We start from the raw sequence: 26,817 nt of genomic DNA on the forward strand, positions 1-26,817 counted from the left end.
ATTTTTGTGCTGATGATTCGGGCGGCCCATTTCCGAAGGGATCCTTGCCGGTCTTGCGCAGGGCTTGCGGGGATGTAGCGAGCGGGTGACGGCGTGCAGCAAGCGAGCTCTTCGCGCTGGACGTCCCTGTCCTTGATCGGAGTCTCGAATAGGGCCTCCTGAATGTCACTGGAAAATCGGCCCCATACGTCCATGGCCACGCTTCCGAGTAGCGCGGCGAAGGCATCGGTTCTGCCAGCCATGGGCTTCCCCCGTCGCAGGGCGGAACCGCGGCAGCCCTCCGGCGTTCCTTTGAAATCATTGCGAGAGGAGAAATCGGTTATGGGCTTCTTCACCAAAGACATCAAAACCATGGACGACCTGCTGATCCACGGCCTTCAGGACATCTACTACGCCGAGCAGCAGATCCTTAAGTCGCTGCCGAAGATGATCGAGAAGGCGACCAATCGCGATCTGGTCACCGGACTTAAGAAACATCTCGAGGAAACCAACAGACAAGTCGAGCGGCTCGAGAAGGGGTTCGCGAAGCTGGGCAAGGAGCCTAGCGGCACGAAGTGCCCCGCGATCGACGGCATTATCAAGGAAGCCGACGAGACCGCTGGCGAGATCGAAGACAAGGCAGTTCTAGACGCCGCCATCGTGGCCAACGCACAAGCCGTCGAGCACTACGAGATGTGCCGCTACGGGACGCTCATCGCGTGGGCTGAGGAGCTAGGTCACGACGAGATCGTCCGATTCCTCACGACCAATCTGAACGAGGAGAAGGCGGCGAACACCAAACTGAACACCGTGGCGCTTCGCAAGGGCGTCAATGCCAAGGCTTCGACCGCGGCCTAACGTCTTACGCCATGACTTCAGCGGCTCCGCGACATCGCGGGGCCGCTGTTGCATTCCGCCTGAGGACGACCGCAGCCTGGCGAACCAAGCTGTCAACGAGGCACTGGAAGTGCAGGCGTTACGCCCCGGCCCATTGATTCACCGCCCGGCTATCCGGCTTACGACCCCTTAGCGGACAATTTGACCTGAAGAAGCGCAGCGGCATGGCCGTGGTGCGGAGACCGAATGGATAGCCCCCAGGGCTGCGCAAGTTGATATGCCGCGGCCCGACACGACCCGCTGTCGAGAGGCCGACAGGCTCTATCAGAAACGGGAAAACTTGGAACTTCGTAGGTCTGGACATGTTGTGTCGGTCCACTACTGGAGGACGATAATGAACAGGAAGTTTCTTCTTTTGCTGACGGCTGCTTCGCTTTTGGCAGGTCCGTCGTTTGCGCAGAATCCGCCGGCCACTGATCGGCCGAACAACAACGCGGTCAACAGCTCTGGCCAAAACAATTCCAACAAGCCGGTATCAGGCGCAAACAGCTTCACCGAGGGGCAGGCCAAATCGAAGATCGAGCAAGCGGGCTACACCAATGTCACCTCTCTGAAGAAGGACGACAGCGGCGTATGGCGCGGGAAGGCCAGCAAGGGCGGCGCCTCGACCGATGTTAGCCTTGATTTCCAGGGCAACGTGAACGCAGCCAAGTAACTGTCCGCGCAGCAGCGAAGACAAGAGGGATTCAAGATGACCGTTACAATTTCACGTCTTTACGACAACTATTCTGACGCGCAACGCGCGGTGACAAGCCTGGAGGCGGCCGGCGTGCCGCATTCAGATTTGAGCATAGTCGCCAACAACTCCGACAACTGGTACAGCACTGACAAGAAGGTCGATCGCGATCGCGATGGGGTTGACGATCGTGCCGAGGGGGCGGCTACGGGAGCCGGCGTCGGTGCAGGTCTCGGTGGCGCCGCAGGCTTGCTCGCAGGCCTCGGGCTGTTGGCGATCCCGGGCTTGGGTCCGGTGGTCGCCGCTGGATGGCTCGCGTCGACGGCGCTGGGCGTCGCAGCCGGCGGTGCCACGGGTGGTGTGGTCGGAGCATTGACACAGGGTGGGGTGTCCAACGAGGAAGCTCCGCTCTACGCCGAGGGCGTGAGAAGGGGCGGCACGCTGGTTTCGGCCCGCGTGCCCGATGCCGATCGTGCGCGGTACGAAGCGATCTTGAACCAGTCAGCCGTCAATTTGCGCGACCGGAGCGCGGCTTGGCAGAAAGCTGGGTGGAAGAACTACGACCCCTCGGCTCAACCTTATGGCGCGGACGATGTGCGCAGGGAGCGCCAACTCTACGGCACCGGCGTGCGGTAAATCAGTCGGCGGCCCACCTCAAGAGGGGGCCGCCCTTTTCTTGCATGCACTTTTTTGATCAGGGAGGTGCGGCCCTTTTTAAGCGGCCGCCCCTTTCCCAATGCCGGCGAGCCGGGCGGTCGTTGCAGCGTTGTCCGCCGTCAGAGTAAACAGCAGTCAGCACATTATCGGCGAATGGGAAGCGAACTTCACGTCTGTAAAACGCGAGAATAGTAAGTTGTGGCGGTGTCCCACGTTCCTCCAGCTTCAACTGTCGTGGGATATGGAAGTCGCCACCGAGAGCATGGTCACGGTAACGTGGTCGAGATGATCGCCAGCTTTAAGCGCCCTACATGCATGTGAGAAGTTTGCCAGGAGCGCGAACGAAATCGCGCTCTGGCCTTTCGGCGCGGCCAGGAACTCGGCCAGCCGCCGCGCGTTGCTGTCCCACAAAAATCAGAAAGTCCACCTCATGGGCATCGCAAAATACGAAATCTTCGGGACGGAAGGCACATGGCGGGTGCGCCACGATGGCAAGGCAGAAAATGAATACGCCACCAAGGAAGCCGCCTTCGAAGCCGCGATAGCAGCCGCCTCGATCGCGCTCCGGCAGGGCCATGACGTAACTGTAACTGCCCCCGCCAGCGAAACAGCCACCGGCGCCCCCGCGCTCTAGACGCGCATCACCTAAAACAGAGCGTGGCAGTTCAGCTGATGCGCTCCGATGGCGAAGGCCAGGGCGGTAACGGCGGCAAGCCAAGGACTTCGCGCACAGGGCCGAACGAACGTCTATGGGCAGCGCATGCGCCCAGCTGAGCCAGGGCGGCGTAGTGAGCACGCACAGGGTAGCCCTTGTGATCGGCGAACCCGTACCCGGGATGACGCGTGTCGAGCGTTCGCATTAGCGCATCGCGCGAGACCTTAGCCAAAATGGAGGCGGCCGCTATGCTCGCGGATTTGGCGTCGCCTTTGATAATCGCCTGCTGCGGGATGGCGATTTCTTTCAGGCGCTTCGCGTCGATCAGGAGATGCTGCGGCGTTATTCCCAGCCCTTCAACCGCCCGCCGCATGGCTAGGATGCCGGCCCAGTAGATGTTGATGGTGTCGATCTCCTCGACCTCGACGAACGCGACGGACCAGGAAGCTGCTTTTTCCTTGATCTCGATCGCGAGTTCCTCGCGGGAGTCCGCGTGGAGCTTTTTCGAATCGTCGATACCGACTATGCGCGTGCCGGGCTTCAGAATTACTGCCGCCGCCGCGACCGGCCCCGCAAGCGGACTCATCCCGGCCTCATCGACGCCCGCGATAGCTTCCTGCCCTTGGTCCCAGAGAAGTGTTTCAAAGCGCAGCATCTTGCGAAGCCGCTGCCCTTCGGAGCGGTTTTCAAAGCGCCTCTTTTCAATCGCGGCGAGGATGGAACGCGCTCCCGCCCGGGTGTCTGCGCGCAGAATTTCTTCGAGGCTCGCCTCAAGCGGCCTGGCCTCGACGACATAACGCTGGCGAAGTTCTTCGAGAGAGTAGCGGGTCACGGCAGCCTCGGTATGGGGAGCTGCGGATGTGTCGCCAAGCTTTGTGGCGAATGTCTGAAATCGGGTTCCGCATGGCCTTAATCGCCTCGAAAGGCGATCTTCTTCGCCGCACAAAAGCGTCCGAAGGGGCTTCAATTTTGAAGAGTCCTAGGACCTCTGAAATTTAGCGGAGTGTTTTTGCGAAGCAATCGTCATCCGCTGCCTCCGGCTTCTCCTTCTCCCGCTGCCTCAGATCCCTCGCGATCTCATCGATCGACGTTTCGCGTGCGAGTTCGTCCGGCGCGCAGTCGTCGTCATCGTCGCATTCGAGGCGTTTCGCGATGCGTTGCAATATGCGCAGCGATCTGGTCGCCTCGCGTTCCGCAAGGAGATTGATCTGCAGTTCGAGATGGTCGCGGCGCTCAAGGCTGCGGTCGATGGTGCCCTGCCGGATCAGCACGCAGGACGCCAGGAGGACCGCTTCGAGCGCGAGGATCAGTGCAAGAAGCGGAAACGGGTATTCGTCGATGGCGTGGTGCGGGAGCCAGACGTTGAATGCCATCCAAACGGCGACACCTACGAACTGCAGTACGATGAACTGTGTCGTGCCGACAAACCAGCCGATCCAGTGAAAAAGCCGGTGGTGAGCGGCGAGATCCTTCTCTTCCTCCTTTTCGAGGCGCAGTATGGCGTCGATATTTTCCGCCGGCGATCGGCTCTTTTCCGTTCCGGCGGGCGTCATTACCCTGAGACCCGGTCTGCCGCGCGCCGCGCCGCTTTGCCCGTTTTGTCAACGGCTTCGTCACCAACCTTTTCCGCGGCCGCCCTCGCCTCGCATTTCGAGCGAATGTCTTCCAGCTCGTCATCCGTCAGGTGTTCGATGCCGACAAGAGAATTCCTGGCCTCGCTGACCCGGATCAGCTCATCAAGCTTGACCTGGATCGCGGCGCTGTCGCGGTTCTGAGAATTCTGAATGAGAAAGACCATCAGGAACGTCACGATGGTCGTCCCCGTGTTGATAACGAGCTGCCAGGTATCAGAATAGCCAAAGAGCGGGCCGCTGACGGCCCAGACAATTACAATCCCTGCGGCAAGGATGAAGGTCGATGCCCTCCCCGCCGCAAGCGATGTCCGGTTGGCGAGATCGCCGAAGAACTTCGATACGCCCGAAGGCTCGCCCTTGTCCTTGCCGGTCATAGCGCCCTCATCAGCCGCTTTCTTAACCGGCACCGCGCATTAGGGTTCCATCCCACAGGAACCTTAGCCTTGTCTGCTCATTGCCCCGGCAGATGGCGAAATTTGCGTCATCCCATTCAGGGGATAAAAATGATTGATACCGTCGTAGTCGCGCCCGGCGACTCGGGAGCATCTTCTCTGTCAGGCGTTTCCTGGCCTTCAATCGTCGCTGGCGCCGTCGTCGCCTGCGCGATGACGCTCGTCCTCATCGCGTTCGGGACAGGGCTTGGCCTTAGCGTCGTCTCGCCGTGGGCGGGGTCCGGCATATCGGCAACGACCTTCAAGATCACGACCGGGCTTTATCTAATCGTCATCGCCATGATTTCCTCGTCGCTCGGGGGCTATATTGCGGGCCGGCTGAGGTCGGGCTGGGACGGCGTCGAGCGTGACGAAGTCTACTTTCGGGATACGGCCCATGGTTTTGTCGCCTGGGCGCTTGCGTCAGTCCTTGGCGCTGCGCTTTTGGCCACCCCGGCGACGAGCCTTGTCAGCAGCGCGGTGACAGGCGCAAGCCAGGGCGCAGCATCAAACGCCGCCCAGTCCGCGGGTCCGATGGACGGCTATGTCGACACGCTTTTGCGCGGCGACCCCGCGGCACAGGGCCAGAACGCAAATCCCGCCGACACGCGCAGCGAGGTGACGCGCCTGTTCACCCGCAGTTTCCGCAACGGCGGCGATCTCAAGGGTCCGGATCGTGAGTACGCGGCAAAGGTCGTGGCCACGCGAACCGGACTCAGCCAGGCGGATGCGGAGAAGCGCGTCAATGATGTGGTTACTCAGATCAAGGCGGACGCCGACGCCGCGCGCAAGGCTACGGCTGCCCTCGCCTTCTGGATTACGGCTTCGCTACTTCTCGGCGCATTCTGCGCAAGTCTTGCAGCCACCGAAGGCGGCGGCCTTCGCGACGGCACCTGGAAACTCCGTCGCTAACTGAAAGGAAAGATCATGCCCATTCTCTTATGGTTACTTGGAATCCCGATCCCGCTCATCATTCTGATCCTCCTATTGAGGTGAGGGATAAATTCCGCGGCCGATGCAGTTGCTAAAACCGCCGGCATTGCTTTGAAATCGAGCTCAGTGCGGCCGAGATTTCCGGCCGCACTGAGCGGTTGAGGCAGCGCCTAACGCGGCCTGAGCTCTGGCCGCGCGATTAACGGATGTTATACAGAATGTAATGAGCCATCCTCAGTTCGTGCGCGCCTTCCGCAAGATACCTGCGCCGGTCTTTGCCGGCTGCCCTTTGAGCGATGGAAGAGTTGCTTTAGTTGCGCTACTTCTTAGCGGGAGGGCCGCTCTTGTTTCCCGGGAGTCCCTTCACGCCCGAGCTGTCCTGCTGCTGCACAGCCTGATTGCTCCCGTCGTCGTGGCGTTCGCGGGAGGTCCGTTCTTCCCGCCCGGGGCGCCGCTTACACCTGTTCCCGAATTTTGCACGCTCGGCTGTCCGGCTGTGTTGCCGCCCATCTGACCAGGCATGTTATCAGATCCAGCCTTCTGGTCACCGACAACGCCGGACGCTCCTGAATTCTTGGTCTTGATGCCTTTATCCGCTTCCTCCTGCACCTGGGCCGGGGAAGTTTGCTGCGCGAAGGCGGGCACAGCCGTCACCGCAAGCAGAGCCGAAAACATCAAGGTTGAAATCCGCATGATCTGTCCTCCCCGGTTTAAGTGCCTGACAACTCTCGAGGCGACATTTCCTAATGCCGAGCAAATATTCTTTAAGGGTGCAACGCGATAGCCTTAACCAGAACGCCGCGCCGCTCAGGCGCTTCGGAGCCAGTCCGTTTGGTGCGGCTCAGGATCGGCTTCACCCCGTAGAAGGCTCGAAATCAGTCCGCGGACATCAGCTGCGACCGCGAAGCACCCTGCCTTCAAAAGCGTGTCCTTACCGAAGGCGCCTGTCAGAACGCCGGCCGCTCTTGCGCCAGCTTCAATTCCCGCCTCGGCGTCATATGGCGTATCGCCGACCATGACTGCCTGCGAGCCAGGTAAAGCGAGCTTACGAAGCGCGACACCGACGAGACGTGGGTCGGGCTTACCATGTTCGACGTCATCGCCGCACGCAGTAGCGGTAATGTACTCGTTGGCCTTCAGAAGCGACTGGTACCGTTTGAAAGGCACGCCTTTGCAGTCGGTCGCAAGAGCAACCCGCCCGCCATGCTCGGTGATTGTCCGGAAGAGGTCGCGCACACCATCGAAAGCCCGTACGCTTGGAAGATAGTCCCGCTCATAGATCGCCGCCTGCAATTGCAGGATTTCATGCCGCTCAGCCTCGGTCGCCTCCGGAATGGCGAGCTGTAGCGTCTGATCTCCGTCAAGGCCTGAATAGAGCTGTAGCGTCTGGTACGGCACCCGGTAGCCGTGCTGTTCAAGCGCGTCCTGCAGACTGCGCAAATTCTGCGGGACGCTGTCAACAAGCGTCCCTTCCACATCAAAAATGAAACCTGGAAACATCTGCCATAGCCTCCTGCCAGTAGCGGATAAGCTCCTGACCGGTCTGGGGTTCCTGTGGAGACGGAGGCTCCCACCCTACCCGGAACAAAACTTAAAAATCAAAGTTAGGGCGTTCGACAAATCGTGGAGATGACCATGAATCGTCGACGTTTCAAACAGACCGAATCTCTCGGAGAGCGCCTGCGGCATCAGTCGAAGCGAATCCGCCTGAAGTCGGACAGCCTTCCGCCGGGCGAGGAGCGAGACCAGCTTTTGAAGAAAGTGCGGGATGTCGATATGGCAGCGCGCATACAAGACTGGCTACGTTCGCCCAGTCTCCAGCCGCCGAAGTGACAGCTCGGAGCCCTCCGCGGAGCGCGCGACGAGCTAAGCCTGAAAGCCTCACCCGGTGTAAAGGAACTTTCGCCCCAACCCCGGCGTATGCTCTTGTAATGCCGCGCAAATTCTAAGCATCGAGGGTTGTTTTGGACCGCCAGCAGACATTCGACGACTCACAGTCGGCTGACGGCCGGTACCGCATGCTCGTCGATGCGGTGACCGATTACGCTATTTATATGCTCGATCCAACCGGCATCGTGTCGAGCTGGAATCCCGGTGCGCGCCGCTTCAAGGGCTACGAGGAAGCGGAGATTATCGGCCAGCATTTTTCGCGGTTCTACACGGATGAGGATCGCGCGACGGAGCTCCCGCGCCGCGCGCTTGAGACCGCGGAGCGCGAAGGCAAGTTTGAGAGCGAAGGCTGGCGCGTCCACAAGGACGGCTCGCGCTTCTGGGCCTTTGTCATCATAGACCCTATCCGCGACAATGCCGGCAAGCTCGTCGGATTTGCTAAGGTTACGCGCGACCTGACCGAGCGACGTGAAGCGGAGGCCGAACTGCGCCGCAATCAGGAGCAATTCCGGCTACTCGTTCAGGGCGTGACGGATTACGCGATCTACCTCCTTAATCCTGAAGGGCTTGTATCCAGCTGGAACGCCGGCGCGGAAAGGATCAAAGGCTATTTTCCTGAAGAAATCATCGGGCGGCACTTCTCCCTCTTCTATACCGACGGAGACCGGGAGGCCGGCCTTCCAGGCGTCGCACTGGAAACGGCGCGGCGCGAGTGGCGATATGAAAGAGAAGCCCAGCGCGTACGAAAGGACGGCACGACATTCTGGGCGCATGTCGTCCTCGACGCCATTCACGATACGGAAGGCGCTCTGATCGGCTTTGCCAAGATCACGCGCGATATCACGGAGCGCAAGACGGCGGAGGAGAAGCTCGAACGCACCAGGGAAGCTCTCGTGCAATCGCAGAAGATGGAGGCGATTGGCCACCTCACCGGCGGCGTCGCGCATGATTTTAACAATCTGCTGATGGCGATCCAGGGTAGCCTTGAGCTTTTGAAGCGCCGGCTCCCCGTCAGCGACGTGCAGTTGCACCAGTTTCTCGACAACGCGATGCAGGGGGCCCAGCGCGGCGCCGCGCTCACGCAGCGCATGCTCGCCTTCGCCCGCCGCCAGGATCTCACGCTCCAGACCGTCGACGTCACCGAGCTTATCCATGGCATGGCCGACCTGTTGCAAAGTTCTCTGGGCGCGGGCATCCAGATTGAAACACGTTTTTCGCTTGGCTTGCCGAAAGTGGCTGCCGATGCGAACCAGCTCGAACTTGCGATCCTCAATCTGTCCATGAACGCGCGCGATGCAATGCCGAAAGGCGGCTCCATCATCATTTCCGCGCGGGAGAGAAAGGTGACGGACGAGGCCGGGCTCAAGCCCGGAAGCTATTTATGTCTGTCCGTGAAGGATACCGGGGTAGGGATGGATGAACAGACCTTACGACGCGCGATCGAGCCGTTCTACACGACCAAAGGCGTCGGCAAGGGCACAGGGCTCGGGCTGCCGATGGTGCTCGGCATGGCCGAGCAATCAGGCGGCAGGCTGTATCTGAAAAGCAAACCGGGAGAAGGCACCATCGCTGAAATCTGCCTGCCGGTCGCGCTCGCCGAGGAGCGCGAGGATGAAGATCGGCAGGTCACTCCGGCCGCTGCCCGCGTTACGCGCCCCCTCAGGATCGTCAGTGCGGATGACGACCCGCTCGTCGCATTCAATACTCTCGCAATGCTTGAGGATCTCGGCCATACAGTCTTTTCAGCGGGGAGCGGAGCGGAAGCGCTCAGCCTTATCAGCGAAAAAGGCGGTATTGATCTCCTTATCACCGATCAGGCGATGCCCGGGATGACCGGCTCAGAACTGGTTGCAGAGGTCTACCGTCAGTGGCCAAACCTCCCCGTCATCATTGCGACCGGCTACGCGGAATTGCCGGAGGGACCTGCCCGCTCCGTTCCACGCCTCGCAAAGCCATTCTTCGAACAGGATCTTGCGGACGCAATTGCCGGCATTGCGCGCTTGTCGGATAAGGCCGGTTGACGCCATCCGTGATTAACCTTGGGCAGGCGGGCCGTCTAAATCAATCATCAGTCGAGCGGCGCACCGCATTGCGCTGACCGGTTAAGAGACGCCTGCCGTCTCGCAAAAAGCGCTGCATCGCTGCAGTTCTATGCGCCTTGTAAGTCGCCTTTCGCGCACGTTCGTCACTGCAGCGCGTCCCTCCCGCGTGCAACTCGCGCTACTTGCCCCGCCAGGACTAGCCCCGCCGCCCTGCCGCTGATCTTTCCAGTACTGCCGGCGTCAGGAAGCTGGTCGAGCGGGAACTTGGGAAGGATCGTCTCGTTTGACTTCGTAGCCATGGCCAAAGCAGACGCGCGAACAATCGCCAGCCTTCTACGGGAGTACGCCCAGCGAACGTCGCTGCGCGGCGGCAACCCTTACCGGGCGAAAGCTTACGCGCGCGCGGCCGACAGCCTCAGCGCATTGTCTCAGCCGATCGGCCGGATCATCTCGGCAGGCGCACTCACCAGCGTGCCGGGCATTGGAGATGCCATCGCCGATATCGTCACGAAGCTATTTGAGACCGGCACGCATCCGAACCTTGAAAAACTGCGCAAGGAAGTCCCCGCGGGAGTGCTTCAGCTATTTGCGCTCCCCGGGCTCCGTCCCGACAAGATTCTGAAACTTCACGAGGCGCTCGGCGTGACCTCCCTCGCGGAGCTGGAAGCGGCGGCGAAAGAAGATCGCATCCGCCCGGTCAAGGGGCTCGGCGCATCCCTTCAGACAAAGATCCTGCAGAACCTTTCCATCGCACGCAGCGGCGAGACACAGCTGCATCTGCATAAAGCGGCCGCCCTCCTTGAGCATGCCGTGACCGCGCTCAAGGCAGATCACCCGGAATATTCGCGCGTCGAAATCGCAGGAGACTTCCGGCGCGGCTGCGAACTCGTCTCCGATCTGGCTATTGTCGCGCAAGGAAAAGATACGGCCAAGACCGGGAATTCGAGCCTCAAGCTTTTTGTTAGCGACAAGAAGCACTTTGGCGCAGAACTTCTTCACGCAACCGGCTCGCAAACGCATCTTGATCAGCTCAAGGCATATGCGGAAGGAAAAGGTTTCGATCTCAAAGCGGACGGGCTTTACCGGGGCAGGAAGCTGATGGTGTCAGCGCGGGAAGAAGATATTTACGAGGCGCTTGGCCTTCAGTTCATAGCGCCGGAACTGCGCGAGGGACGCGGCGAGATCGGGCGCGCGGCGAAGAATAAGATTCCTGAACTCGTCTCCGACAAGGACCTGCGCGGAACTCTGCATTCCCACACAACGGCATCGGATGGCACGGAAACTCTGGAGGCAATGGCGGACGCCACCCGCAAGCGCGGTTTCCAGTATTACGGTGTGGCCGATCATTCGCAGTCGGCGCATTATGCCGGCGGCCTCTCGCTTGAAGAAATAGCCGAGCAGCATCGCGAAGCCGACCGCCTGAACAAGCGCTATGGCGACAGATTCCGTATTCTGAAGGGCATCGAAGCGGATATTCTCGCGGACGGCGCGCTCGATTATCCACATTCGGTTCTCGAAGATTTCGATTTCGTCGTCGCAAGCGTTCACAGCCGCTTCAAGCTGCCGAAAAAAGAGCAGACGGAGCGCATTCTCGCCGCGATCAGAAACCCGCATACGACGATCATCGGCCATATGACCGGACGCCAGCTGCAGCGCCGCCCCGGATATGAGATCGACATTGACAGGATTCTCAAGGGCTGCGCGAAACACGGCGTGGCCGTCGAGATCAACGCGCATCCCTGGCGGCTCGATCTCGACTGGCGCTGGCATCAGAAGGCGCTCGATTACGGCTGCATCTTCAGCATCAATCCGGACGCGCACTCTATCCGCGAACTCGACCATATGCACTGGGGCGTCGAAATGGCCCGCAAGGGCGGCGTGCCCGCAGATCGAGTATTAAACGCAATGCCTCTGCCCAAGCTGCTTGCGCATCTCACGAAACGAAAGCGGGCCATAGCGAAAGGCAAAAGTCGGCGCGCGCCCGCGCGGGACGCGTCCGTGCGATAGATGAGCACCGCGCGCGCAGTATCGTTGCCCAAGACAAGCGCCGGAATCCTGCTCTTCCGGCGCACACGGGACATCATCGAAGTGCTTCTCGGGCATCCGGGCGGGCCTTTCTGGAAGAAAAAGGATGCCGGCGCCTGGAGTATCCCGAAGGGGCTGATCGCGTTCGGGGAAGAGCCGTTAGAGGCGGCTCAGCGGGAGTTCTTCGAGGAAACGGGGCACAGGCCGCGGGGAGCGTTTATAGCGCTTGGCGCCTCGAAACAGTCGGGCGGCAAAACCGTACATGTCTGGGCCAGCGACGATGACTGGGATCCCCAGAAACTGAAGAGTAATGCCTTCCAGATGGAATGGCCGCCGCATTCGGGCGAATACCAGGATTTTCCTGAATTGGACCGCGCTTCCTGGTTCGCGGTGCACGATGCGCGGGATCGCATCCTGAAAGGTCAGCTGGTCTTTCTCGACCGCCTGGAGGACGCTCTTCAATCCTCAACGGACCAGTGACAACGCAGGCCTAACTACGCTTCGTGAAAGCGAGGGCTGTGTACACTTTTGCACGGTCATGCAGAGGCAGATCCGATCCTTCGCCCTTGGAAGCCGGGGCTCGCGCCCCCCTGCAGCCGTCAAGGGCGAGCTCGCTCGCGCTCGTGCGAAGCGCACCCTTCCGCCGCCCCCCGCTCATTGCCGCATGGCTAGCCGGGTTGCAGGCCGCAACCCTTTTTAAGGACAGGAACCAGCATCTGCGCCGCTCCGTTGGAGCTGGCGTTTGAGGATAGTGCCATGGCAAAGAACGACGACCTGCGCTGGGGAAATCCCGGCGAGAATGCGGTTCATATCTGCGTCGATATGCAGAGGATGTTCTCGGAAACCACTGAATGGAAGATGCCGTGGCTGCGGCGCGTGCTGCCGAATATCGTTTTGATCGCGGGCGGGCATCCCGAGCGGACCATTTTCACCCGCTTTATCCCCGCGAAAAAGCCCGGCCAGGGCGTCGGCATGTGGCGGCATTATTATGAGCGCTGGGAAGCGATGACGATCGATCGCCTCGGCACCGAGATGATCGGTCTCGTTCCGGACCTTGCGCAGTTCGTTCCCCCGGCGCGCACCTTCGACAAGCACGTCTACTCGCCCTGGACCGGAAGCGACCTGCACGAACAGCTGCGCGGCGCCGGTGTCGATACAGTCATCATCACCGGCGGCGAAACCGATGTCTGCGTGCTCGCCACCGTGCTCGGCGCGATCGACTGGGGCTTCCGCGTCATTCTGGTGACCGATGCTCTGTGCGGTTCAGCCGACGAGACGCATGATTCCATGATGAATATCTACATGAACCGCTTCGGGCAGCAGGTCGAGTGCGTCACGACCGAGACGCTTCTGAACAGCTGGCCCGGAAGCGCGCTGGCGAGGCTTGTGTCGTGAACAACTCCTACCTGATCCAGATTCTCCTGCCCAAGGAGAAAGGCGATGGCAAGCCGGTTTCACAGCGCTGGTTTGAAGAACTTCTCGAAGAGCTAAGCGGAAAGTTCGGCGGCGCGACGAGCTTTGTCCGGGCGCCGGGCCAGGGCCTGTGGCGCAGCGGCGGGGAGACCCTACGGGACAATGTCGCCGTTACAGAAGTCATGGCAGCAAAACTCGCACCGGAGTACTGGCGGGTCCTGCATGAGCGCTTTGAGCGGGAGCTTTCACAGGAGGAGATCGTTATTCGCGCCCAGGAAATCATTGTCCTGTGAACGTTTAGGAACGGTCCTCCCGGCGGAATGTTTGCTGTCCGAAACCAAACCCGGAGGACCCCATGGGCTTTTTCACCAAGGAAATCAAAACACTCAACGACCTGTTCGTGCACACCCTGCAGGACATCTATTACGCCGAGCAGCAGATCGCGAAGAACCTGCCCGACATGATCGAGAAGGCAACAGATCCCGGCCTCAAGAACGGCTTCCAGACGCATCTTTCCGAGACCAAAGGGCAGATCACCCGCCTGGAGAAAATGTTCGAGATGCACGGCGTTGCGGCGAAGGGCGTCGACTGCCCGGCTATCGACGGCATTCTGAAAGAAGCGAGCGAAGTCGCGGGCGATATCGACGACAAGCAGGTCATGGACGCCGCCCTGATCGCGGCGGCCCAGGCCGTCGAGCACTACGAGATCACCCGCTACGGCACTCTGATCGCCTGGGCCAAGATGCTGGGCCGCGCGGATTGCGCTTCCGTCCTCCAGCAGAACCTCGATGAGGAGAAGGCGACCGACGAGAAGCTGAACACGATGGCGCTGCGCAGCGTCAACCAGAAAGCCGCCTGAGCCGTTGGCGGTCCCGGGCCGCGCGCTCCCCGCGTGCGGTCCCTTATTTACTGCAGGACATTATGGATCTTGAAATACTGAGGGCGGCGGCAGCGGCCATAACGATTATCGCGGCCGCCATGGTCGCAGCGAACCTCAACGCACGGATTACCGTGTGGGGGTTCGCAATCTTCATAGCGGCGTCCTTGCCTGGATAGCGGATGGTGTGCTTGAGGCGAACTGGTGGTCCAGAACACGGTCCTGCTTGTGATCAACATCCTCGGCGTATGGCGTTGGCTGCCGCGCGCCGGCTAGGAAGCCCGAGCAGCTAAGGCGTCGCGTACCGTCCCTCACGCCTGCTTACTTCCGCGATCGACCGGCCGGCGAGAGCGGCCTCGCCTGCTTCCGTCAAAGCGCCGATGGTCGTCTTACCCTTCTTGGCGCAGCGCACGAGGCTGTCCGCAATAAACGACCGGAGCTCGTGGTCCTGGCAATCGGGCCGGCCATCGCATATGCGGTCGAGAGCAGCTTCCATATTTGCGAGTGTGTGGCGATCAAAGCTTCCGAGAATCATGGCGCTCTCCCTGCGTCGAAGGACGCGGTCGGCGACCAACCCCGATGTCGCCCGCCGGTTCCAATTTCGGAACCAAAACGTTCCGGCGCCGGAACAAACCCGTGGTGCGATCCATTGGACCGGAATGCCGCGCAAGCTCAAGGTCTATCAGACTTCCCAGGGATTTTTCGATCTCGCCATTGCGGCCCCCTCGATGAAGGCTGCGCTCGAAGCATGGGGCGCGGCCAGCAACCTCTTCCACCAGGGCTTCGCGAGAGAAGCGGAGGACGAGACGGTGATCGCCGCCGCCATGGCAAAGCCCGGTGTCGTGCTGCAGCGGCCGGTCGGATCAAGCTCCGCCTTCAGAGAGCACGCGGAGTTGCCATCCGCCGCATCGCTCGACGCACAGCCGCGCAAGAAGGAAAGACCCGGGAGGAAAGCTTCGCCGAGAACGCACGACGAGAAAGCGGAACGCAAGGCCGCGGTGAGATACGAGAATGAGGAGCGCGCACAGAAAGCGCGCCGCGCGAAGGAAGAGGCCGAAGCTGCCAGGGCCCGCGAGAAACGCAACCAAGCAATTGAGAAGGCCCAAGCGGCGCTTCTTGAGTCAGAAGCCGATCACGAGGAAAGAGCTGACGCCATAGCGAAGGATCTGGAGGCCGCGCAGAGCCGCGCCGAGGCAGAAGACGAGCGCTGGCGCGAGCTTAGAAAGCGCCTCGAAGGCAATTTGCGGAAGGCGAAGGACTGACCGGTGCCTTCCTCATCTCCTGCCCCCATCAAACAACTGACGCTGGAGGAAAGACGCGAACGGCGCCGGCTTCGCCGCGAAAAGCAGCGCGAGAATAACATCCTGCGCGCGGCTAAGATGCACCGCGTGAGGCTCAAGATGGAGAGCGAGGGCCTTCCGCCACCGCCTGACTTGAAGAAGACAATCTTCGTCGGCTGTTCCGGCTGGCGTTACTGGAAATGGCGGGATTCTTTTTACGCGTCGGTGCCGCAGGCGAACTGGTTCCCGCATTACTCTTCAGCATTCGATACCGTCGAGATCAACGCGTCATTTTACTCATGGCCTACCGTCGCGAACGTTCAAGCCTGGCGCCGCCAGCCGGGCGGCAAGGACGTCGTCTACACCGTCAAAGTCTGCGAAATCATCACCCACGTCAAAACGTTCAAAGGCACGAAGACGCTGATCCGTGATTTTGGAGTCATCGCCGATATTCTCGGCGAGCAGATGGGCTGCTTCCTGTTCCAGCTCCCGCCGAGCTACCGGTACACAAAGGCCCGCCTCACTTCGATCGTGAGTCAGCTCGATCCTGCGCGGCGCAACGCGGTCGAGTTCAGGCACAAGAGCTGGTGGAATGAGGAAGTCTATCGTGCCTTCCGCGAGGCCGGGATCATCTTCTGCTCGTGCAGCGGCCCGCGCCTTCCTGACGAACTCGTCCGGACGGCAGATGAGGTTTACGTCCGCCTCCATGGACCCGAGCGCTGGTACCGCCATAACTATTCGGATGAGGAGCTTTTGAAATGGGCGGACCGGATCAGGGAGAGCGGCGCGAAGCGGGCCTGGATCTATTTTAACAACGACTACGACGCCCATGCGCCGGCCAACGCGAAAACCCTGCATCGCATGCTGGCGCCTCTCCGTCCGAAACAGCGGAGACCCCGCACCGCTTAGGAACCCCGGCCGCAGCGGGCGCTTACCCTCGGCGCCCTAATTGCGGCACCTTGGAAATTTCCAAAGTCAGTGCGGAGCGGACATGCTTTTTTGGTTTTCAGCGCTGACACTCATGGCCGATGCGCTAGAGGTCATGGATTTGCGGCTCCGGCAGTTGGCCGCGGGAAACGGCACCTCTGACGAGATGTTTCTCATGGTGACGGAGAAGCTCGACGCCGCCTCAGCGGCCGGAACGATCTTCATCCACGGCGGCGACTGCGGCCACGTCCTCGATCATTACAGGAAAATAGTCGCGGCGAATGCCCGGCGGCTGTCGGCGGGGCGTTAGGAACGCTGCCGGGGAAGCGGCGTTTCAGCTTCTATGAAACAGTTCTTCTTCGATCTTGCCGGCTCTGTTTCCGCCCATGACAGGGTCGGACATCCATGCGTATCCCGACGCGAGGCGCAGGAGCACGCGAAGTTTATCGCGCATCGCATCCGGAACTCTCGAAGCGCGGGAACTATATCCGGGTACGGGACGAGAGTGGCGCCGAGATTTACGAAGCGCCGATCCACCCCGAACCTTTTCACCGTTCCCCGTACGCGGCCTAGCGCCGGGCGGTCTTCCTTTTAGCGGTCTTCTTCGCCGTACGTTTTTTCGCGGCCTTCTTTTTCTCGACGCGTACGCCCTTAAACTTCTTGGCCGTCTTTTTCTTCTTGCCTGGGCGCTTCACTGCCATGAACTCCCCCGACTTCCTGTCGCGCTTGGTCCAGGCGCTTGCGCCGCCAATCGTGCTCTTCGTCTGAGAGCGCTTTTTCACAGCGCCTTTGCGGGCGTTGTCTCCCGTCGGCTTATTTACCGCCATGCATCCTCCGTCAGCAAGTTTCCCGCACATTAATGCCAGCGATTCCACGAAGTTCCAGCGATGGGAACGACTTCGCGCATGCGGGAGAGCGGGGATATCGTCTGGCTTCGCAGAGGCTCTTGACGCCGGTGCTATAAGAAAGAGGAACAAATTGATTCGGGGCTTTCCCATGAAGACCAATCTCAAGCGATCATCGTCAGGTGGCAGCACCCGGCAGGCGTTTCTCACCCTGCAGGGCTGGGCCCTCGGAACGCTTATCGATCAGGGAGCCGTGACCGAGTGCGACCATCACGGGCATAGGAAAGACCGCTCGGACCCCGACGCATGGGCGAGAGCCAGGTCCGAAGCCTGGGCGCATCGCCCGCGTCGTCCTGACAAACCGCGAGCATATCATAGCCCTTGAAGCCCGCGACAAAGGCCACATGGGGATGCTGCTGCGTTATCCTTACGAAGTGCGCAACGCAGCGGAATATTTTGGCGACATTCAGGATGTTAAGATCACGAAGGACATGCTCGATCTCGCAAAACATATCGTTGAACAGAAATCCGGGCCTTTCGAGGCCGAAAAATTCGAAGACCGTTACGAGGCGGCTTTAACCGAACTTCTCGCCAAAAAGGAAGGGCGTCCCGTTGCCGGCAGCGAAGAAACAGCCTCCAAGCAACGTCGTCAGCCTTATGGATGCGCTGCGCGCAAGCATTGGCCAACAAGGGAAAGCTTCGCCCACGCCGGCTGAGCGGGGCAGAGCGAGAAAAGCTGCGAAGACCAAAAAATCAGCATAAGCTCCGCAGGAGAGCGCAGGCTCTACATTTTGCCCTTTTGTTTTTCTTGGGCGCTTTTTCCATCGGAGCTTTTCGAGCGTTCTTCGAAGCGATCCGCGCTCTTGGCAAGATCGTGCCCCGTCTTGCTCTCGGTTTTCGCCTCTTCCTTGGCCGTTGCCTCGCGCAAGCCTTTAGCGGCCCGTCCCCCCGCTTTCGATGATTTTCGTTCGTCGTCCATTTCCAGGTCCTTTCTGATACGCGGTGCGATGTTCTTACGTATTGCTATTCACTGTCTTGCTGTCTGCTAAGGCTAAACGGCGCGTATGAGCCGCCCTAACATCCCCTGCATATACTCTTGATTTTTTTGTCCAATGCTTTGTCCGCGGGCTCGCGGAGGTCTTGGGCTGATCTGGCAGGGGTTCGCTGATCCGCCGCGGCCGATAGCCGCGCGTGGCGATCATGTCGCAGGCTCTTTGCGTCAGTCGCTTGAACGATCGCAAATCCCGAAATGAGGATCGAACAAAGCATGAGCTTTAGCAATTTTTGCAAATCTTCCCTACCGTTCTGTCTGGCTTGTTATTCTCTTGATCGATTTTGGCATAGCTATCCTGCTCGCTCGTCGTCGTCGGCTTCCCGATTCCTCCGGGCGCTGCACCCTGCGCGCTGGCTCCTGAAGATCCTGACGGCACGGCCGTACCGGCGGCATTCGTACCGGGTGCCTGTCGGCCACCTGCGGAGCCGTTAGTTTCTCCCGTTCCCTGATTTGAGCCAGATTGGGTTGAGCCCGCAGCATCAGTGGGATTGGCTCTGGAAGTGTCGTTCACACCCGGCGATGCTCCGCCCGGGTTTGCGGTTGACCCTGCACGGGCCGCACCAGCGCTTGATGGTGACGTTGTGCCCGTTGCCGCTCCGGACGAGGCTGTGCCACCCGCTCCTCCACCGGCGGAGCCACCGCCTCCGCCGCCTCCGCCACCTTGAGCGAACGCGGCGCAGGGAAGGATAATTGCCAGGACAAGCGCAAACCCAGAGACTTTCATACCGCAAGACCTTTAGCGACCAAGCGGCTTCACGTTATTTCGTTCCTATTGCAGCCCGTTGCCACCCTCACCTGCGACGCGGTTGACGTCACCCTACCTGGCACCAACGAGCTCGGTAGTGCACCTCCAGGTATCAGGTCGAGGAACCTCCCCTCTAATCCGGGTTTGGTTCTCGAAGACAAACGGCGAGAACGAAGATGGGAAATACTGGCGTCGGCATGCTGCTCGGCAATACTTCGGTAATCGGAGTTTGGATGCTCTTTATCGGCGCCTTTGTCCTCGGTGGGGCCATTCTATATGGCCTGCTTCAGACCGGAAGGTTGAGCCGGGGCGAGCGCGCGCAGCTTGACCCGGAATACCGAAGCGGCTCAGCGCCGGGACGATCCGCAGAAGTGACCTAGCTGCCTGGGCCTGGCGAAGGCTGGAAGCCGATGGAAGAGCGTAAAACCGAAGGCGACGTGCTCGACAAAGTCCGGCGACACATTCGCATCCTTGTCGATATTGGTCGTCTTTCAGTTGAAGACGCAGACCTGGACCGTTTCCTGGATAAGACTGTTATCCAGATCGCGAGAGCTATCGAGATTCACCACGTAAAAATCCTTCGATATCGTCCTGAGACGTCAGATCTTCTGTTAGTCGCAGGCGTCGGCTGGAAAGACGGTGTCGTGCGCACCGCGACGTTCTCCGTTGACTTGCGCTCGCCCCCCGGCCGGGCTTTTCAAGCAGGGGAGCCAGTAAGCATCAGAAACTTCGCCGAGCAAAACGACTTCATTCGCTCCGAATTTTTAGCCGAGCATGGCATCGTGGCCGTCAGCAACGTACCTGTACTGATAAACGGCGCTGCGTGGGGGGTTTTAGAGGTGGACAGTACGGCACCAAGAGACTTCTCGCAGGACACCACGGAGTTTTTGACCGCTGTGGCGGCCATGATAGGTACCGTGCTGCGCCACAATGCGCGTCCTGATGAGCAAGCGCGTCTAATGGCCGCCGTGGCCGAAGCGCAAAGAGGGCAGATCTTGCTTCGGGAGATGCAACACCGCGTCAAAAATAACTTCCAGCTCGTCTTATCCTCAATCTCAATACAAAAGCGCAGGTACAGCGACCCGGAGTCGCATCGAGCCCTTGATCACGTCGCTAGCCGCATCAATGCGATTTCACTCGCGCATGATCAACTTGCTCCTCGGGCAGAAGGACAGGTCGTCAGACTATCCCATTATATCCGAGCGCTTTGTAGTGCTATCCGTAACCAGGTCGAAGAGGTGGAAGTAGAAGTTGAGTGTGACGAGCTCGAACTGACGATCGACCGAGCGCTCCCGGTGGGACTCATTCTCAATGAGACCGCAATGAACAGTATAAAGCACGCCTTCGGCTCGGGCGGAGGAAAAATCAGAGTCAAATTAATCGGGGGTGTCGATTATAGCCAAGCCCGTCTGACGGTGTCCGACAATGGACGTGGCATGGCAAACCCAAACCAAAACGGCTCGGGCCTCAAACTGATCGCCTCCCTCGCGAGGCAAATAGGCGGCGCCATCGATCAGAGCAGTACCAGCGCGGGCACGACCACAACCCTGACATTCCCATTGATAACGTGACATAGGGCGCCTACTCGATCGGCGCCGGCCGACTGATCATCAAAACCAGCATTTTAATGGCCAGTACATGAGCCGCTACGGATGCAGGCTGCAAAGTTGGCGGCTCACCACCATCGCTCACTGGGTTCTTTATTCCCGACAAAGCAATCTCGGTGCAAGAAAAGCAATCACCCGAAGATTGCGCAGTTAAAGGGTAAAACGAAGCCCGGCATGCGAACACGCCGAGCTTCGTATCCGCAGAGCATGGTCGGCAAACTCTTTGGACCTGGGAGCTTTACAACGGTTCAGTGCGCTTGTCTTGATCGTTAACGAACAGTCGCGCTGTCAGCACAATGTCGATCATGCGCTTGAGCGGTTCACCTATGCAGGGCTATTTTAAGGCGGGTGCCCAAGAGCATTCAGGCACACCGCCGGAGCCGTATCCGCTCAGAAAAAAAACGTCGTCCGTCGGCGGTAGCTACTCCAGCACAGGCTCCACGTGTGTCCTTGCAAATTAATGTCGAGAACCAGATCATACCACCGCCTTTCGGAGGCAGCCGTGATGGTCAGGCCAGCGGTCCTGACTTAATGCTACTCGACAACGCGGCGGCAGGTGGGTCGTCCCATGGGTTATCTACTCTGCACCGCCTTGCGCTAGGCCACCACGGGTAACGCAGCGATTTGCTTGTCGAGGGTCACCGGGTAGTTTCGCACCCGAACGCCAGTCGCATTATAGACGGCATTTGCGACCGCAGCGGCTACCCCGCATATGCCGAGCTCGGCCACGCCCTTCGCCTTCATCGGCGAGACCTTGTCATCGGCCTCCTCGAGAAAGATCACTTCCTGATGCGGTATGTCGGCATGGACCGGTACTTCATAACCGGCAAGGTCGTGGTTGACGAAGAAGCCACGGCGTTTGTCTACCGCCAATTCCTCCATAAGCGCCGCGCCAACGCCCATGGTCATGGCTCCGATCACCTGACTTCGCGCGGTCGTCGGATTCAGGATGCGGCCCGCAGCACAGACGGCGAGCATGCGCCGTACCCGAATTTCGCCCGTGAAGGCGTCGACGGCGACTTCGACGAAGTGAGCACCGAACGTCGATTGCTGAAAGGTCTTGCCGAGAGCTCCCCATTCCATCGTGTCTTCGGCGACGAGCTCGCCGGCGTGGACGGCGTCAACCAGCTTCGCCGATCGATTGCCGGCGCGCACTTGACCATCCTCGAACGTCGCCTCCGCTGAGTTGAAGCCGAGCCGCTGCGCCACGGCTTCCCGCAGCTTGACGCACGCCGCGTAGACGCCCGAAGTCGAACTGTTGGCACCGAACTGCCCTCCGGATCCGGAAGAGACCGGGAAGGAGGAGTCGCCGAGCCGAACCACGACCTTTTCCATGTCGATACCCATCATCTCGGCAGCGGTCTGCGCGATGATCGTGTAACTGCCGGTGCCGATGTCCGTCATATCGGTCTCGACGGTGACGAGCCCGTCCTGCCCCAGATAGACGCGCGCGCCGGACGGAACAAGCAAGTTGTTCCGGAAGGCGGCTGCCACACCCGTTCCAATCAACCAGCTTCCCTCGCGCCTATTCGCAGGATTCGAATTGCGGTTTCGCCAGCCAAAGCGCTCTGCGCCCTCGCGCAGACACTGCACCAGGTTTCGCTGAGAGAACGGCCGGTCCGGTTTCTCCGGGTCGACCTGGGTGTCGTTGACGATGCGCAGTTCGACAGGATCCATCCCGAGTTTCTCCGCCAATTCGTCCATCGCGATCTCGAGCGCCATCATTCCCGGCGCCTCGCCAGGCGCGCGCATCGAATTTCCCTCGGGCAAGTCCAGGACGGCCAGTCGCATCGAGGTCAGACGACTGGGCCCCGCGTACAGCAGCCTCGTCTGATTGATCGCAGTCTCGGGCTGGCCCTCAGGAAGATCGCCCGAGCCGCTTTCGTGGGCAATTGCCATGATGTGCCCGTCGTGGGCCGCGCCGATCCGGATGCGCTGCCGGGTGGCCGGACGATGCGTCGTGTTGTTGGGAATCAGCGGACGCGGCAGCGTGACTTTCACTGGTCGGCCCGCCGCCTTTGCTCCAAGGGCCGCCATCACAGCGTCGGAGCGCAGGAACAGCTTGCCGCCGAAGCCGCCGCCGACATAAGGCGATACGAAGCGAACGTTTTCCTTCGGGATTCCGAGCGTAGTCGCCAGATCCGACCGGCCCCAGTCGATCATCTGGTTGGATGTCCAAACGGTCAACTTGTCTCCTTTCCATTCGGCGATGGATGCATGGGGCTCCATCATCGAATGGCTCTGGTCGGGGGTCGTATAGAGTTCGTCAAGCTTGACGGGAGCTCGAGAGAAAGCCTGCTGAAAGTCGCCAGTGCGGCTTTCGGGAGGTGCGTCCTTGTCGGGACTGTTAGGGTCCTTTGCAAGCGGCGCCTCCTTCAACGCTTCGACGAGATCGAAGCTGCCTTCTTTGCGTGAATACTTTATCCCGACCAGTGCCGCGGCCGCCCGCGCCTGCTCGAACGTCTCCGCCACCACGACCGCGATTGCCTGATGATAATGATCCACTTCAGGGCCGCCGAGCAGCTTGGCCGTGTTGAATTTTCCCTTGCCGAGCTTTCCGGCATTATCAGCCGTCACGACGGCGATGACCCCCGCGGCGCGCTCCGCGGCCTGCACATCCATGTGCTCAATGCGACCCTTGCTTATCGCCGATGCCACGATGACGCCGTAGGCCGGGTTGGCCACCACGTCCTTATGCTCATAGGCGTACGTTGCCCTTCCCGACGTCTTCAATGGACCGTCGATGCGGGGGTGCGCGCGTCCCACGACCCGCATGCGGTCGATCGGGTTGGCTCCAGCGGGTTTATCGAACTTCATCACTGTCTCGCTTCGTTTATGGCGGCCGCCACCGTCCGTTCGACGAGAGGTAGCTTGAACGCGTTGTCCTGGGTGGGTTTTGCATCGGCCAGCAGCCCAGCGGCGAAGGGCTTGGCGCCTTTCGGCAACTCGGCCTCGGCTTCCTCAACCCGCCACGGCTTGTGGGCCACGCCGCCAACTGCCACACGACCCGTCCCATCGCGCTGAAGAATGGCGGCGACAGAGACAAGGGCGAACGCATAGGAGGCGCGATCACGAACCTTTCGGTAGATGTGATTACCGCTGACCGGAGGCGGCAACGTCACCGCCGTGATGAGTTCGCCGGAGTAAAGCGAAGTCTCGATGTGCGGAGAGTCTCCGGGAAGCCGGTGAAAATCAGCAACGGGAATCTTTCGCGCCTGCCCCGCCGGATCCACGGTCTCGACCTCGGCGTCCAGCACCCGCATGGCGACCGCCATGTCTGACGGATGGGTGGCTATGCATGCCTCGCTGACGCCGATTATCCCGAGTTGTCGGCTGACGCCGTCGATCGCGGCACAGCCCGCACCCGGGCTTCGCTTATTGCATGGTTGGTTCGTGTCGTAGAAGTAGGGACAGCGGGTCCGCTGCAGGAGATTTCCCGCGGTCGTCGCCTTGTTGCGGAGCTGACCGGAAGCGCCGGCGAGAAGCGCTCGGCTGAGGACGGCGTAGTCCCGCCGGACGCGCAGGTCAGCGGCAAGACTGGTATTCCGGACCAACGCGCCAATGCGCAGTCCGCCCTCTGGGGTTGTCTCGATCATATCGAGGCCCAGTCCGTTGACGTCGATGAGGTGGTCCGGCGTCTCGATCTCCAACTTCATCAGATCGAGCAGATTGGTACCACCTGCGATAAACTTCGCGCCTTCGATTCTCTGCGCCTTGGCGGCGGCTTCCTGGGCCGACGTGGCACGTTCGTAGGTAAACTCCTTCATGTGCTGCTCTCCGCGACCTGGGCTATTGCGTCGGCGATGTTGGAGTAGGCGCCGCAGCGGCAGATATTCCCGCTCATTCGTTCCCGGAGTTCGGCATTCGTGAGCTCGGGATGAGACGTCAGATCAACGCTGGCGTGGCTCGGGATGCCCGCTTTGATCTCCTCGAGCACCGCGACCGCCGAGCAGATTTGCCCGGGCGTGCAGTATCCGCACTGATAGCCGTCGTGCTCGACGAAGGCAGCCTGCATCGGATGAAGGTGGTCCGGCTCCCCCAGTCCTTCGATCGTCGTGATCTTGTCACCTTCGTGCATGACGGCAAGCGTGAGACACGAATTGATGCGCACGCCGTTGACGATGACCGTGCAGGCGCCGCACTGACCGTGATCGCACCCCTTCTTCGTGCCGGTGAGGTGAGCATGCTCGCGCAGCGCATCGAGTAGCGTGGTGCGAGTGTCGAGACGAAAATTGAGCGGCTCGCCATTCACCTCGAACGAGACATCGAAGCCCCGCCGTGCGGCATCGGAACTGGTCGCTGGCGCTTCCCCGCCCGAACCTAGCCCGATCATGGCCGTCCCGCCCACCAAGACGCCTCGCCTTCACATTTCCTGTTCGGTGGATTTGCAGATGTCATCTGCGGATCTCCCTCTGAGCATGGACGGACGCAGGATAAGTCTTCTGTCGCCATAGGGTTCATACGATCATCTCGGGCCGTGCAGTCGTCACCGATCGGGGTTCCAAGCAGCGGTAAGTTTCGGGCGACCCGCTCGGCAGAAGGACTCGTTTCTGCAGGAGCAAAAGCTACGGATCAGGACGCTACGCGGCTGGGCGATCGACGTATTGCTGGTGGCCGGCGCCATCCACGAATGCGAGGAGCACAGTGAGGCGAGAGACCAGCCGATCCGCACGCGCGCCCACGCGCCCTCCGTCTCGCCCGTCAGGATCCGCTCGATGGCATCTCTCCAGACGAAGCGAACGCAGAAGTCTGGGACGTCCTGGACTCGATGGGCGACACTTGCCCGGAGTGCCCGCCGACTAACGATCGGCCGTGATGACGCGTGCCGGATCGCGAGCGCCTTGGACTGAAATGGAGGCCACCTCATCGACGGCCGCCATCAACTCCGAAGTGTTAGTCTGCTGGATCATATGCCCCGCCCCAGCGATGCGTCGCAGCCTGCTGTGACTGATCATGCGATGCAATCGCGCGGATTGCTCGACGTCGATCAAGCGGTCGTCCTCGCCCGCAATTATGACCATTGGCATCTTGATTTCGCGGTAGGTCTTCGAAGCCGCCCCAGCCATCGGAACCATCATCGCGGACTCCTCTGCACTAGCGTGGAGCTGCGACGGTCTCACAGCCATTTCGACCGGGAAGCCGGCGAACTTTCCCGGGACCGGCTGCGGTCCGAAGACCTTGCGCAAGAGGGTTGGCCACATCAACCGGGCAAGGACCGGCGAGATGGTGTTGCTGATAACGTCTCCCAGTACGGGGATCGCCGGAACGGACGGCGCCGCCAGATCGAGGCGAGAAGTCGGAAAATAGTATCCCGACGCGAGCACCAGCCCTTCAACGAGAGCGGGGTGCCTTGTGGCCAGTGCGACGGCGATCAAAGCCGCCCACGAATGCCCAAGCACGATCGCACGCTGAATGCCCAACCGTTCGAGGGCCTTCCGGAACAAGTCCGCCTGTTCGTTCGGCCCCCAAACACCGCCCCGGGGCCTCGAGCTGTGGCCGAAGCCCGGGCGATCGAACGCGATTACCCTGTACTTCTCAGCCGCGCGGTCGATCAGGCCGCTCGACTGCAGATCCTCGATCATTGTGCCGTTGCCGTGGAGCAGAAGCAGCGGACGGCCGCTGCCGCGCTCCACGTAGTGGAGCCGAACGCCATCGACATCGATGAATTTGCCTCGATGTGGATTTGCGCGTTCCGCCTTCCGCGCAAGCTGTCGGTTTACCAGGGCCGTCGCCGCCAGCAGGACGGCGCCGCCGGCGACCACCGCGACAGCCGGCCTAAACGATGAAGAACTTGTGCGCGATAGAGCCATGTGTGGTGCCTCGGAATGGTCTGCCCGATGAAAATGCCAGTGCGGAATGGAGCAGAGGATCGAACACCCGCGACTTCGGTACGTTCCTGCCGCGCTGGTGTGATCAATGCATTTAGTCACTTGCTTGCCTCCTATGCTTCATTGGCTTTCATGCACGACCCTATTTGGGCTTCTGGCCTCAGCCGATCCGGCGTCCCCGGAGGGCGAAATGGAACTTGGAACTCGGCTCGGCCGGGCGTTCGAGTAAGTCGGACGACAGCACCCGGCCCCTAATCCGATGGCTTGGCAAGCAACACCGGGTGAAGACAGCAAAGAAAGGCTCGTTCAAAGCAAGACTTTCCATGAGGGTCTGCTCACGGAAGTGATGAACTGATGGGCCGCATCGCTTCGACGGTCGCCCGTCACGTGCCCAGCATGCAGTCGCGCTATCCCTCGGTGAA

27 protein-coding genes and 2 pseudogenes are annotated in these 26,817 nt (G+C 60.5%); 18 read left to right on the forward strand and 11 right to left on the reverse strand.

The window, feature by feature from the left end; translation table 11 throughout:
* The first annotated feature begins 321 nt into the window (after window positions 1–321).
* The 4 genes from OWC48_RS19055 to OWC48_RS19070 all read left to right on the forward strand — a co-directional run bounded on the left by OWC48_RS19055 (window position 322) and on the right by OWC48_RS19070 (window position 2,843).
* Window positions 322–837, forward strand: a complete 516-nt coding sequence (locus OWC48_RS19055) for a ferritin-like domain-containing protein (protein ID WP_282521339.1) — start codon at window positions 322–324, stop codon at window positions 835–837.
* 373 nt (window positions 838–1,210) lie between these two features.
* Window positions 1,211–1,531, forward strand: coding sequence for a hypothetical protein (locus OWC48_RS19060; protein ID WP_282521340.1), 321 nt, complete (start codon window positions 1,211–1,213; stop codon window positions 1,529–1,531).
* Window positions 1,532–1,567: 36 nt separating this feature from the next.
* Entirely contained in the window at window positions 1,568–2,188 is a 621-nt protein-coding gene (locus OWC48_RS19065; protein WP_282521341.1) for a general stress protein, read from the forward strand.
* A gap of 451 nt (window positions 2,189–2,639) precedes the next feature.
* Entirely contained in the window at window positions 2,640–2,843 is a 204-nt protein-coding gene (locus OWC48_RS19070; RefSeq protein ID WP_282521342.1) for a hypothetical protein, read from the forward strand.
* Window positions 2,844–2,874: 31 nt separating this feature from the next.
* On the opposite strand, the gene OWC48_RS19075 is transcribed toward OWC48_RS19070, so the two are convergent.
* The 3 genes from OWC48_RS19075 to OWC48_RS19085 all read right to left on the reverse strand — a co-directional run bounded on the left by OWC48_RS19075 (window position 2,875) and on the right by OWC48_RS19085 (window position 4,872).
* Window positions 2,875–3,696 carry a ribonuclease HII gene (locus OWC48_RS19075; RefSeq protein WP_282521343.1) on the reverse strand — a complete coding sequence of 274 codons (822 nt, stop codon included), beginning with the start codon at window positions 3,694–3,696 and terminating at the stop codon, window positions 2,875–2,877.
* Between the two features lie 163 nt (window positions 3,697–3,859).
* Entirely contained in the window at window positions 3,860–4,417 is a 558-nt protein-coding gene (locus OWC48_RS19080; RefSeq protein WP_282521344.1) for a DUF1003 domain-containing protein, read from the reverse strand.
* A complete protein-coding gene (locus OWC48_RS19085; protein ID WP_282521345.1) occupies window positions 4,417–4,872 on the reverse strand; it encodes a low affinity iron permease family protein in 456 nt (151 codons plus the stop codon). Before OWC48_RS19085 ends, OWC48_RS19080 begins: the two co-directional genes overlap by 1 nt.
* 129 nt (window positions 4,873–5,001) lie before the next feature.
* Here OWC48_RS19085 and OWC48_RS19090 point away from each other — a divergent pair, with 129 nt between their 5' ends.
* Window positions 5,002–5,841, forward strand: coding sequence for a hypothetical protein (locus tag OWC48_RS19090; RefSeq protein WP_282521346.1), 840 nt, complete (start codon window positions 5,002–5,004; stop codon window positions 5,839–5,841).
* A gap of 384 nt (window positions 5,842–6,225) precedes the next feature.
* Here OWC48_RS19090 and OWC48_RS19095 read toward each other — a convergent pair whose 3' ends face one another.
* The gene (locus tag OWC48_RS19095; protein WP_282521347.1) at window positions 6,226–6,555 is read right to left on the reverse strand and encodes a hypothetical protein; all 330 of its coding nucleotides are present in this window, start codon (window positions 6,553–6,555) and stop codon (window positions 6,226–6,228) included.
* Window positions 6,556–6,669: 114 nt separating this feature from the next.
* Window positions 6,670–7,362, reverse strand: a complete 693-nt coding sequence (locus OWC48_RS19100) for an HAD family hydrolase (RefSeq protein WP_282521348.1) — start codon at window positions 7,360–7,362, stop codon at window positions 6,670–6,672.
* Window positions 7,363–7,497: 135 nt separating this feature from the next.
* Here OWC48_RS19100 and OWC48_RS19105 point away from each other — a divergent pair, with 135 nt between their 5' ends.
* The 10 genes from OWC48_RS19105 to OWC48_RS19150 all read left to right on the forward strand — a co-directional run bounded on the left by OWC48_RS19105 (window position 7,498) and on the right by OWC48_RS19150 (window position 16,626).
* Window positions 7,498–7,695, forward strand: a complete 198-nt coding sequence (locus OWC48_RS19105; protein WP_282521349.1) for a hypothetical protein — start codon at window positions 7,498–7,500, stop codon at window positions 7,693–7,695.
* Window positions 7,696–7,880: 185 nt separating this feature from the next.
* A complete protein-coding gene (locus tag OWC48_RS19110) occupies window positions 7,881–9,773 on the forward strand; it encodes a PAS domain-containing sensor histidine kinase (RefSeq protein WP_282521582.1) in 1,893 nt (630 codons plus the stop codon).
* 318 nt (window positions 9,774–10,091) lie between these two features.
* Window positions 10,092–11,801: a DNA polymerase/3'-5' exonuclease PolX gene (locus OWC48_RS19115; RefSeq protein WP_282521350.1), complete on the forward strand. Its 1,710-nt coding sequence runs from the start codon at window positions 10,092–10,094 to the stop codon at window positions 11,799–11,801.
* Entirely contained in the window at window positions 11,802–12,299 is a 498-nt protein-coding gene (locus tag OWC48_RS19120; protein WP_282521351.1) for an NUDIX domain-containing protein, read from the forward strand.
* A 276-nt stretch (window positions 12,300–12,575) separates the two neighbouring features.
* Entirely contained in the window at window positions 12,576–13,214 is a 639-nt protein-coding gene (locus OWC48_RS19125; protein WP_282521352.1) for a cysteine hydrolase family protein, read from the forward strand.
* Complete coding sequence (locus tag OWC48_RS19130) at window positions 13,211–13,525, forward strand: hypothetical protein (protein ID WP_282521353.1); 315 nt, start codon at window positions 13,211–13,213, stop codon at window positions 13,523–13,525. Before OWC48_RS19125 ends, OWC48_RS19130 begins: the two co-directional genes overlap by 4 nt.
* Before the next feature lie 62 nt (window positions 13,526–13,587).
* Window positions 13,588–14,091: a ferritin-like domain-containing protein gene (locus OWC48_RS19135; protein WP_282521354.1), complete on the forward strand. Its 504-nt coding sequence runs from the start codon at window positions 13,588–13,590 to the stop codon at window positions 14,089–14,091.
* A gap of 551 nt (window positions 14,092–14,642) precedes the next feature.
* A complete protein-coding gene (locus OWC48_RS19140; protein WP_306664386.1) occupies window positions 14,643–15,371 on the forward strand; it encodes a cell envelope biogenesis protein TolA in 729 nt (242 codons plus the stop codon).
* 3 nt (window positions 15,372–15,374) lie between these two features.
* The gene (locus OWC48_RS19145) at window positions 15,375–16,298 is read left to right on the forward strand and encodes a DUF72 domain-containing protein (protein WP_282521355.1); all 924 of its coding nucleotides are present in this window, start codon (window positions 15,375–15,377) and stop codon (window positions 16,296–16,298) included.
* A 112-nt stretch (window positions 16,299–16,410) separates the two neighbouring features.
* Window positions 16,411–16,626 (forward strand): hypothetical protein, encoded by a 216-nt coding sequence (locus tag OWC48_RS19150; RefSeq protein WP_282521356.1) that lies wholly within the window; start codon window positions 16,411–16,413, stop codon window positions 16,624–16,626.
* Between the two features lie 259 nt (window positions 16,627–16,885).
* On the opposite strand, the gene OWC48_RS19155 is transcribed toward OWC48_RS19150, so the two are convergent.
* The gene (locus OWC48_RS19155; RefSeq protein WP_282521357.1) at window positions 16,886–17,143 is read right to left on the reverse strand and encodes a hypothetical protein; all 258 of its coding nucleotides are present in this window, start codon (window positions 17,141–17,143) and stop codon (window positions 16,886–16,888) included.
* A gap of 356 nt (window positions 17,144–17,499) precedes the next feature.
* Here OWC48_RS19155 and OWC48_RS19160 point away from each other — a divergent pair.
* A pseudogene (locus tag OWC48_RS19160) lies at window positions 17,500–17,923 on the forward strand (Ku protein); the annotation flags it as partial.
* 22 nt (window positions 17,924–17,945) lie between these two features.
* Here the strand turns inward: OWC48_RS19160 and OWC48_RS19165 are convergent.
* Entirely contained in the window at window positions 17,946–18,140 is a 195-nt protein-coding gene (locus tag OWC48_RS19165; RefSeq protein WP_282521358.1) for a hypothetical protein, read from the reverse strand.
* Window positions 18,141–19,370: 1,230 nt separating this feature from the next.
* On the opposite strand from OWC48_RS19165, the gene OWC48_RS19170 reads away from it, so the two are divergent.
* Complete coding sequence (locus OWC48_RS19170) at window positions 19,371–20,531, forward strand: sensor histidine kinase (protein ID WP_282521359.1); 1,161 nt, start codon at window positions 19,371–19,373, stop codon at window positions 20,529–20,531.
* Between the two features lie 633 nt (window positions 20,532–21,164).
* Here the strand turns inward: OWC48_RS19170 and paoC are convergent.
* From paoC to paoA, 3 genes are read right to left on the reverse strand one after another with little or no spacing between them, the layout of a single operon-like run.
* Window positions 21,165–23,384 carry an aldehyde oxidoreductase molybdenum-binding subunit PaoC gene (paoC, locus tag OWC48_RS19175; RefSeq protein WP_282521360.1) on the reverse strand — a complete coding sequence of 740 codons (2,220 nt, stop codon included), beginning with the start codon at window positions 23,382–23,384 and terminating at the stop codon, window positions 21,165–21,167.
* A complete protein-coding gene (locus OWC48_RS19180) occupies window positions 23,384–24,334 on the reverse strand; it encodes a xanthine dehydrogenase family protein subunit M (protein ID WP_282521361.1) in 951 nt (316 codons plus the stop codon). The genes paoC and OWC48_RS19180 overlap by 1 nt, the downstream gene beginning before the upstream one ends.
* Complete coding sequence (gene paoA / locus OWC48_RS19185; protein ID WP_282521362.1) at window positions 24,331–24,900, reverse strand: aldehyde dehydrogenase iron-sulfur subunit PaoA; 570 nt, start codon at window positions 24,898–24,900, stop codon at window positions 24,331–24,333. The genes OWC48_RS19180 and paoA overlap by 4 nt, the downstream gene beginning before the upstream one ends.
* Window positions 24,901–25,117: 217 nt before the next feature.
* On the opposite strand from paoA, the pseudogene OWC48_RS19190 reads away from it, so the two are divergent.
* Window positions 25,118–25,383, forward strand: a pseudogene (locus OWC48_RS19190) (hypothetical protein).
* Here OWC48_RS19190 and OWC48_RS19195 read toward each other — a convergent pair.
* Window positions 25,367–26,377: an alpha/beta fold hydrolase gene (locus OWC48_RS19195; RefSeq protein WP_282521363.1), complete on the reverse strand. Its 1,011-nt coding sequence runs from the start codon at window positions 26,375–26,377 to the stop codon at window positions 25,367–25,369. The pseudogene OWC48_RS19190 and the gene OWC48_RS19195 overlap by 17 nt on opposite strands.
* Window positions 26,378–26,817: the final 440 nt, after the last annotated feature.

This window comes from Bradyrhizobium sp. Arg816, assembly GCF_029989365.1.
Lineage (GTDB): Bacteria > Pseudomonadota > Alphaproteobacteria > Rhizobiales > Xanthobacteraceae > Bradyrhizobium.

Bases quoted from the DNA above. Each gene is read 5' to 3' on its own strand.
- OWC48_RS19055 (WP_282521339.1), top strand. From the start codon at position 322: ATGGGCTTCTTCACCAAAGACATCAAAACCATGGACGACCTGCTGATC.
- OWC48_RS19060 (WP_282521340.1), top strand. From the start codon at position 1,211: ATGAACAGGAAGTTTCTTCTTTTGCTGACGGCTGCTTCGCTTTTGGCA.
- OWC48_RS19065 (WP_282521341.1), top strand. From the start codon at position 1,568: ATGACCGTTACAATTTCACGTCTTTACGACAACTATTCTGACGCGCAA.
- OWC48_RS19070 (WP_282521342.1), top strand. From the start codon at position 2,640: ATGGGCATCGCAAAATACGAAATCTTCGGGACGGAAGGCACATGGCGG.
- OWC48_RS19080 (WP_282521344.1), bottom strand. From the start codon at position 4,417: ATGACGCCCGCCGGAACGGAAAAGAGCCGATCGCCGGCGGAAAATATC.
- OWC48_RS19085 (WP_282521345.1), bottom strand. From the start codon at position 4,872: ATGACCGGCAAGGACAAGGGCGAGCCTTCGGGCGTATCGAAGTTCTTC.
- OWC48_RS19090 (WP_282521346.1), top strand. From the start codon at position 5,002: ATGATTGATACCGTCGTAGTCGCGCCCGGCGACTCGGGAGCATCTTCT.
- OWC48_RS19095 (WP_282521347.1), bottom strand. From the start codon at position 6,555: ATGCGGATTTCAACCTTGATGTTTTCGGCTCTGCTTGCGGTGACGGCT.
- OWC48_RS19100 (WP_282521348.1), bottom strand. From the start codon at position 7,362: ATGTTTCCAGGTTTCATTTTTGATGTGGAAGGGACGCTTGTTGACAGC.
- OWC48_RS19105 (WP_282521349.1), top strand. From the start codon at position 7,498: ATGAATCGTCGACGTTTCAAACAGACCGAATCTCTCGGAGAGCGCCTG.
- OWC48_RS19110 (WP_282521582.1), top strand. From the start codon at position 7,881: ATGCTCGTCGATGCGGTGACCGATTACGCTATTTATATGCTCGATCCA.
- OWC48_RS19115 (WP_282521350.1), top strand. From the start codon at position 10,092: ATGGCCAAAGCAGACGCGCGAACAATCGCCAGCCTTCTACGGGAGTAC.
- OWC48_RS19120 (WP_282521351.1), top strand. From the start codon at position 11,802: ATGAGCACCGCGCGCGCAGTATCGTTGCCCAAGACAAGCGCCGGAATC.
- OWC48_RS19125 (WP_282521352.1), top strand. From the start codon at position 12,576: ATGGCAAAGAACGACGACCTGCGCTGGGGAAATCCCGGCGAGAATGCG.
- OWC48_RS19135 (WP_282521354.1), top strand. From the start codon at position 13,588: ATGGGCTTTTTCACCAAGGAAATCAAAACACTCAACGACCTGTTCGTG.
- OWC48_RS19140 (WP_306664386.1), top strand. From the start codon at position 14,643: ATGGCGCTCTCCCTGCGTCGAAGGACGCGGTCGGCGACCAACCCCGAT.
- OWC48_RS19150 (WP_282521356.1), top strand. From the start codon at position 16,411: ATGGCCGATGCGCTAGAGGTCATGGATTTGCGGCTCCGGCAGTTGGCC.
- OWC48_RS19155 (WP_282521357.1), bottom strand. From the start codon at position 17,143: ATGGCGGTAAATAAGCCGACGGGAGACAACGCCCGCAAAGGCGCTGTG.
- OWC48_RS19165 (WP_282521358.1), bottom strand. From the start codon at position 18,140: ATGGACGACGAACGAAAATCATCGAAAGCGGGGGGACGGGCCGCTAAA.
- OWC48_RS19170 (WP_282521359.1), top strand. From the start codon at position 19,371: ATGGAAGAGCGTAAAACCGAAGGCGACGTGCTCGACAAAGTCCGGCGA.
- paoC (WP_282521360.1), bottom strand. From the start codon at position 23,384: ATGAAGTTCGATAAACCCGCTGGAGCCAACCCGATCGACCGCATGCGG.
- OWC48_RS19180 (WP_282521361.1), bottom strand. From the start codon at position 24,334: ATGAAGGAGTTTACCTACGAACGTGCCACGTCGGCCCAGGAAGCCGCC.
- paoA (WP_282521362.1), bottom strand. From the start codon at position 24,900: ATGATCGGGCTAGGTTCGGGCGGGGAAGCGCCAGCGACCAGTTCCGAT.
- OWC48_RS19195 (WP_282521363.1), bottom strand. From the start codon at position 26,377: ATGGCTCTATCGCGCACAAGTTCTTCATCGTTTAGGCCGGCTGTCGCG.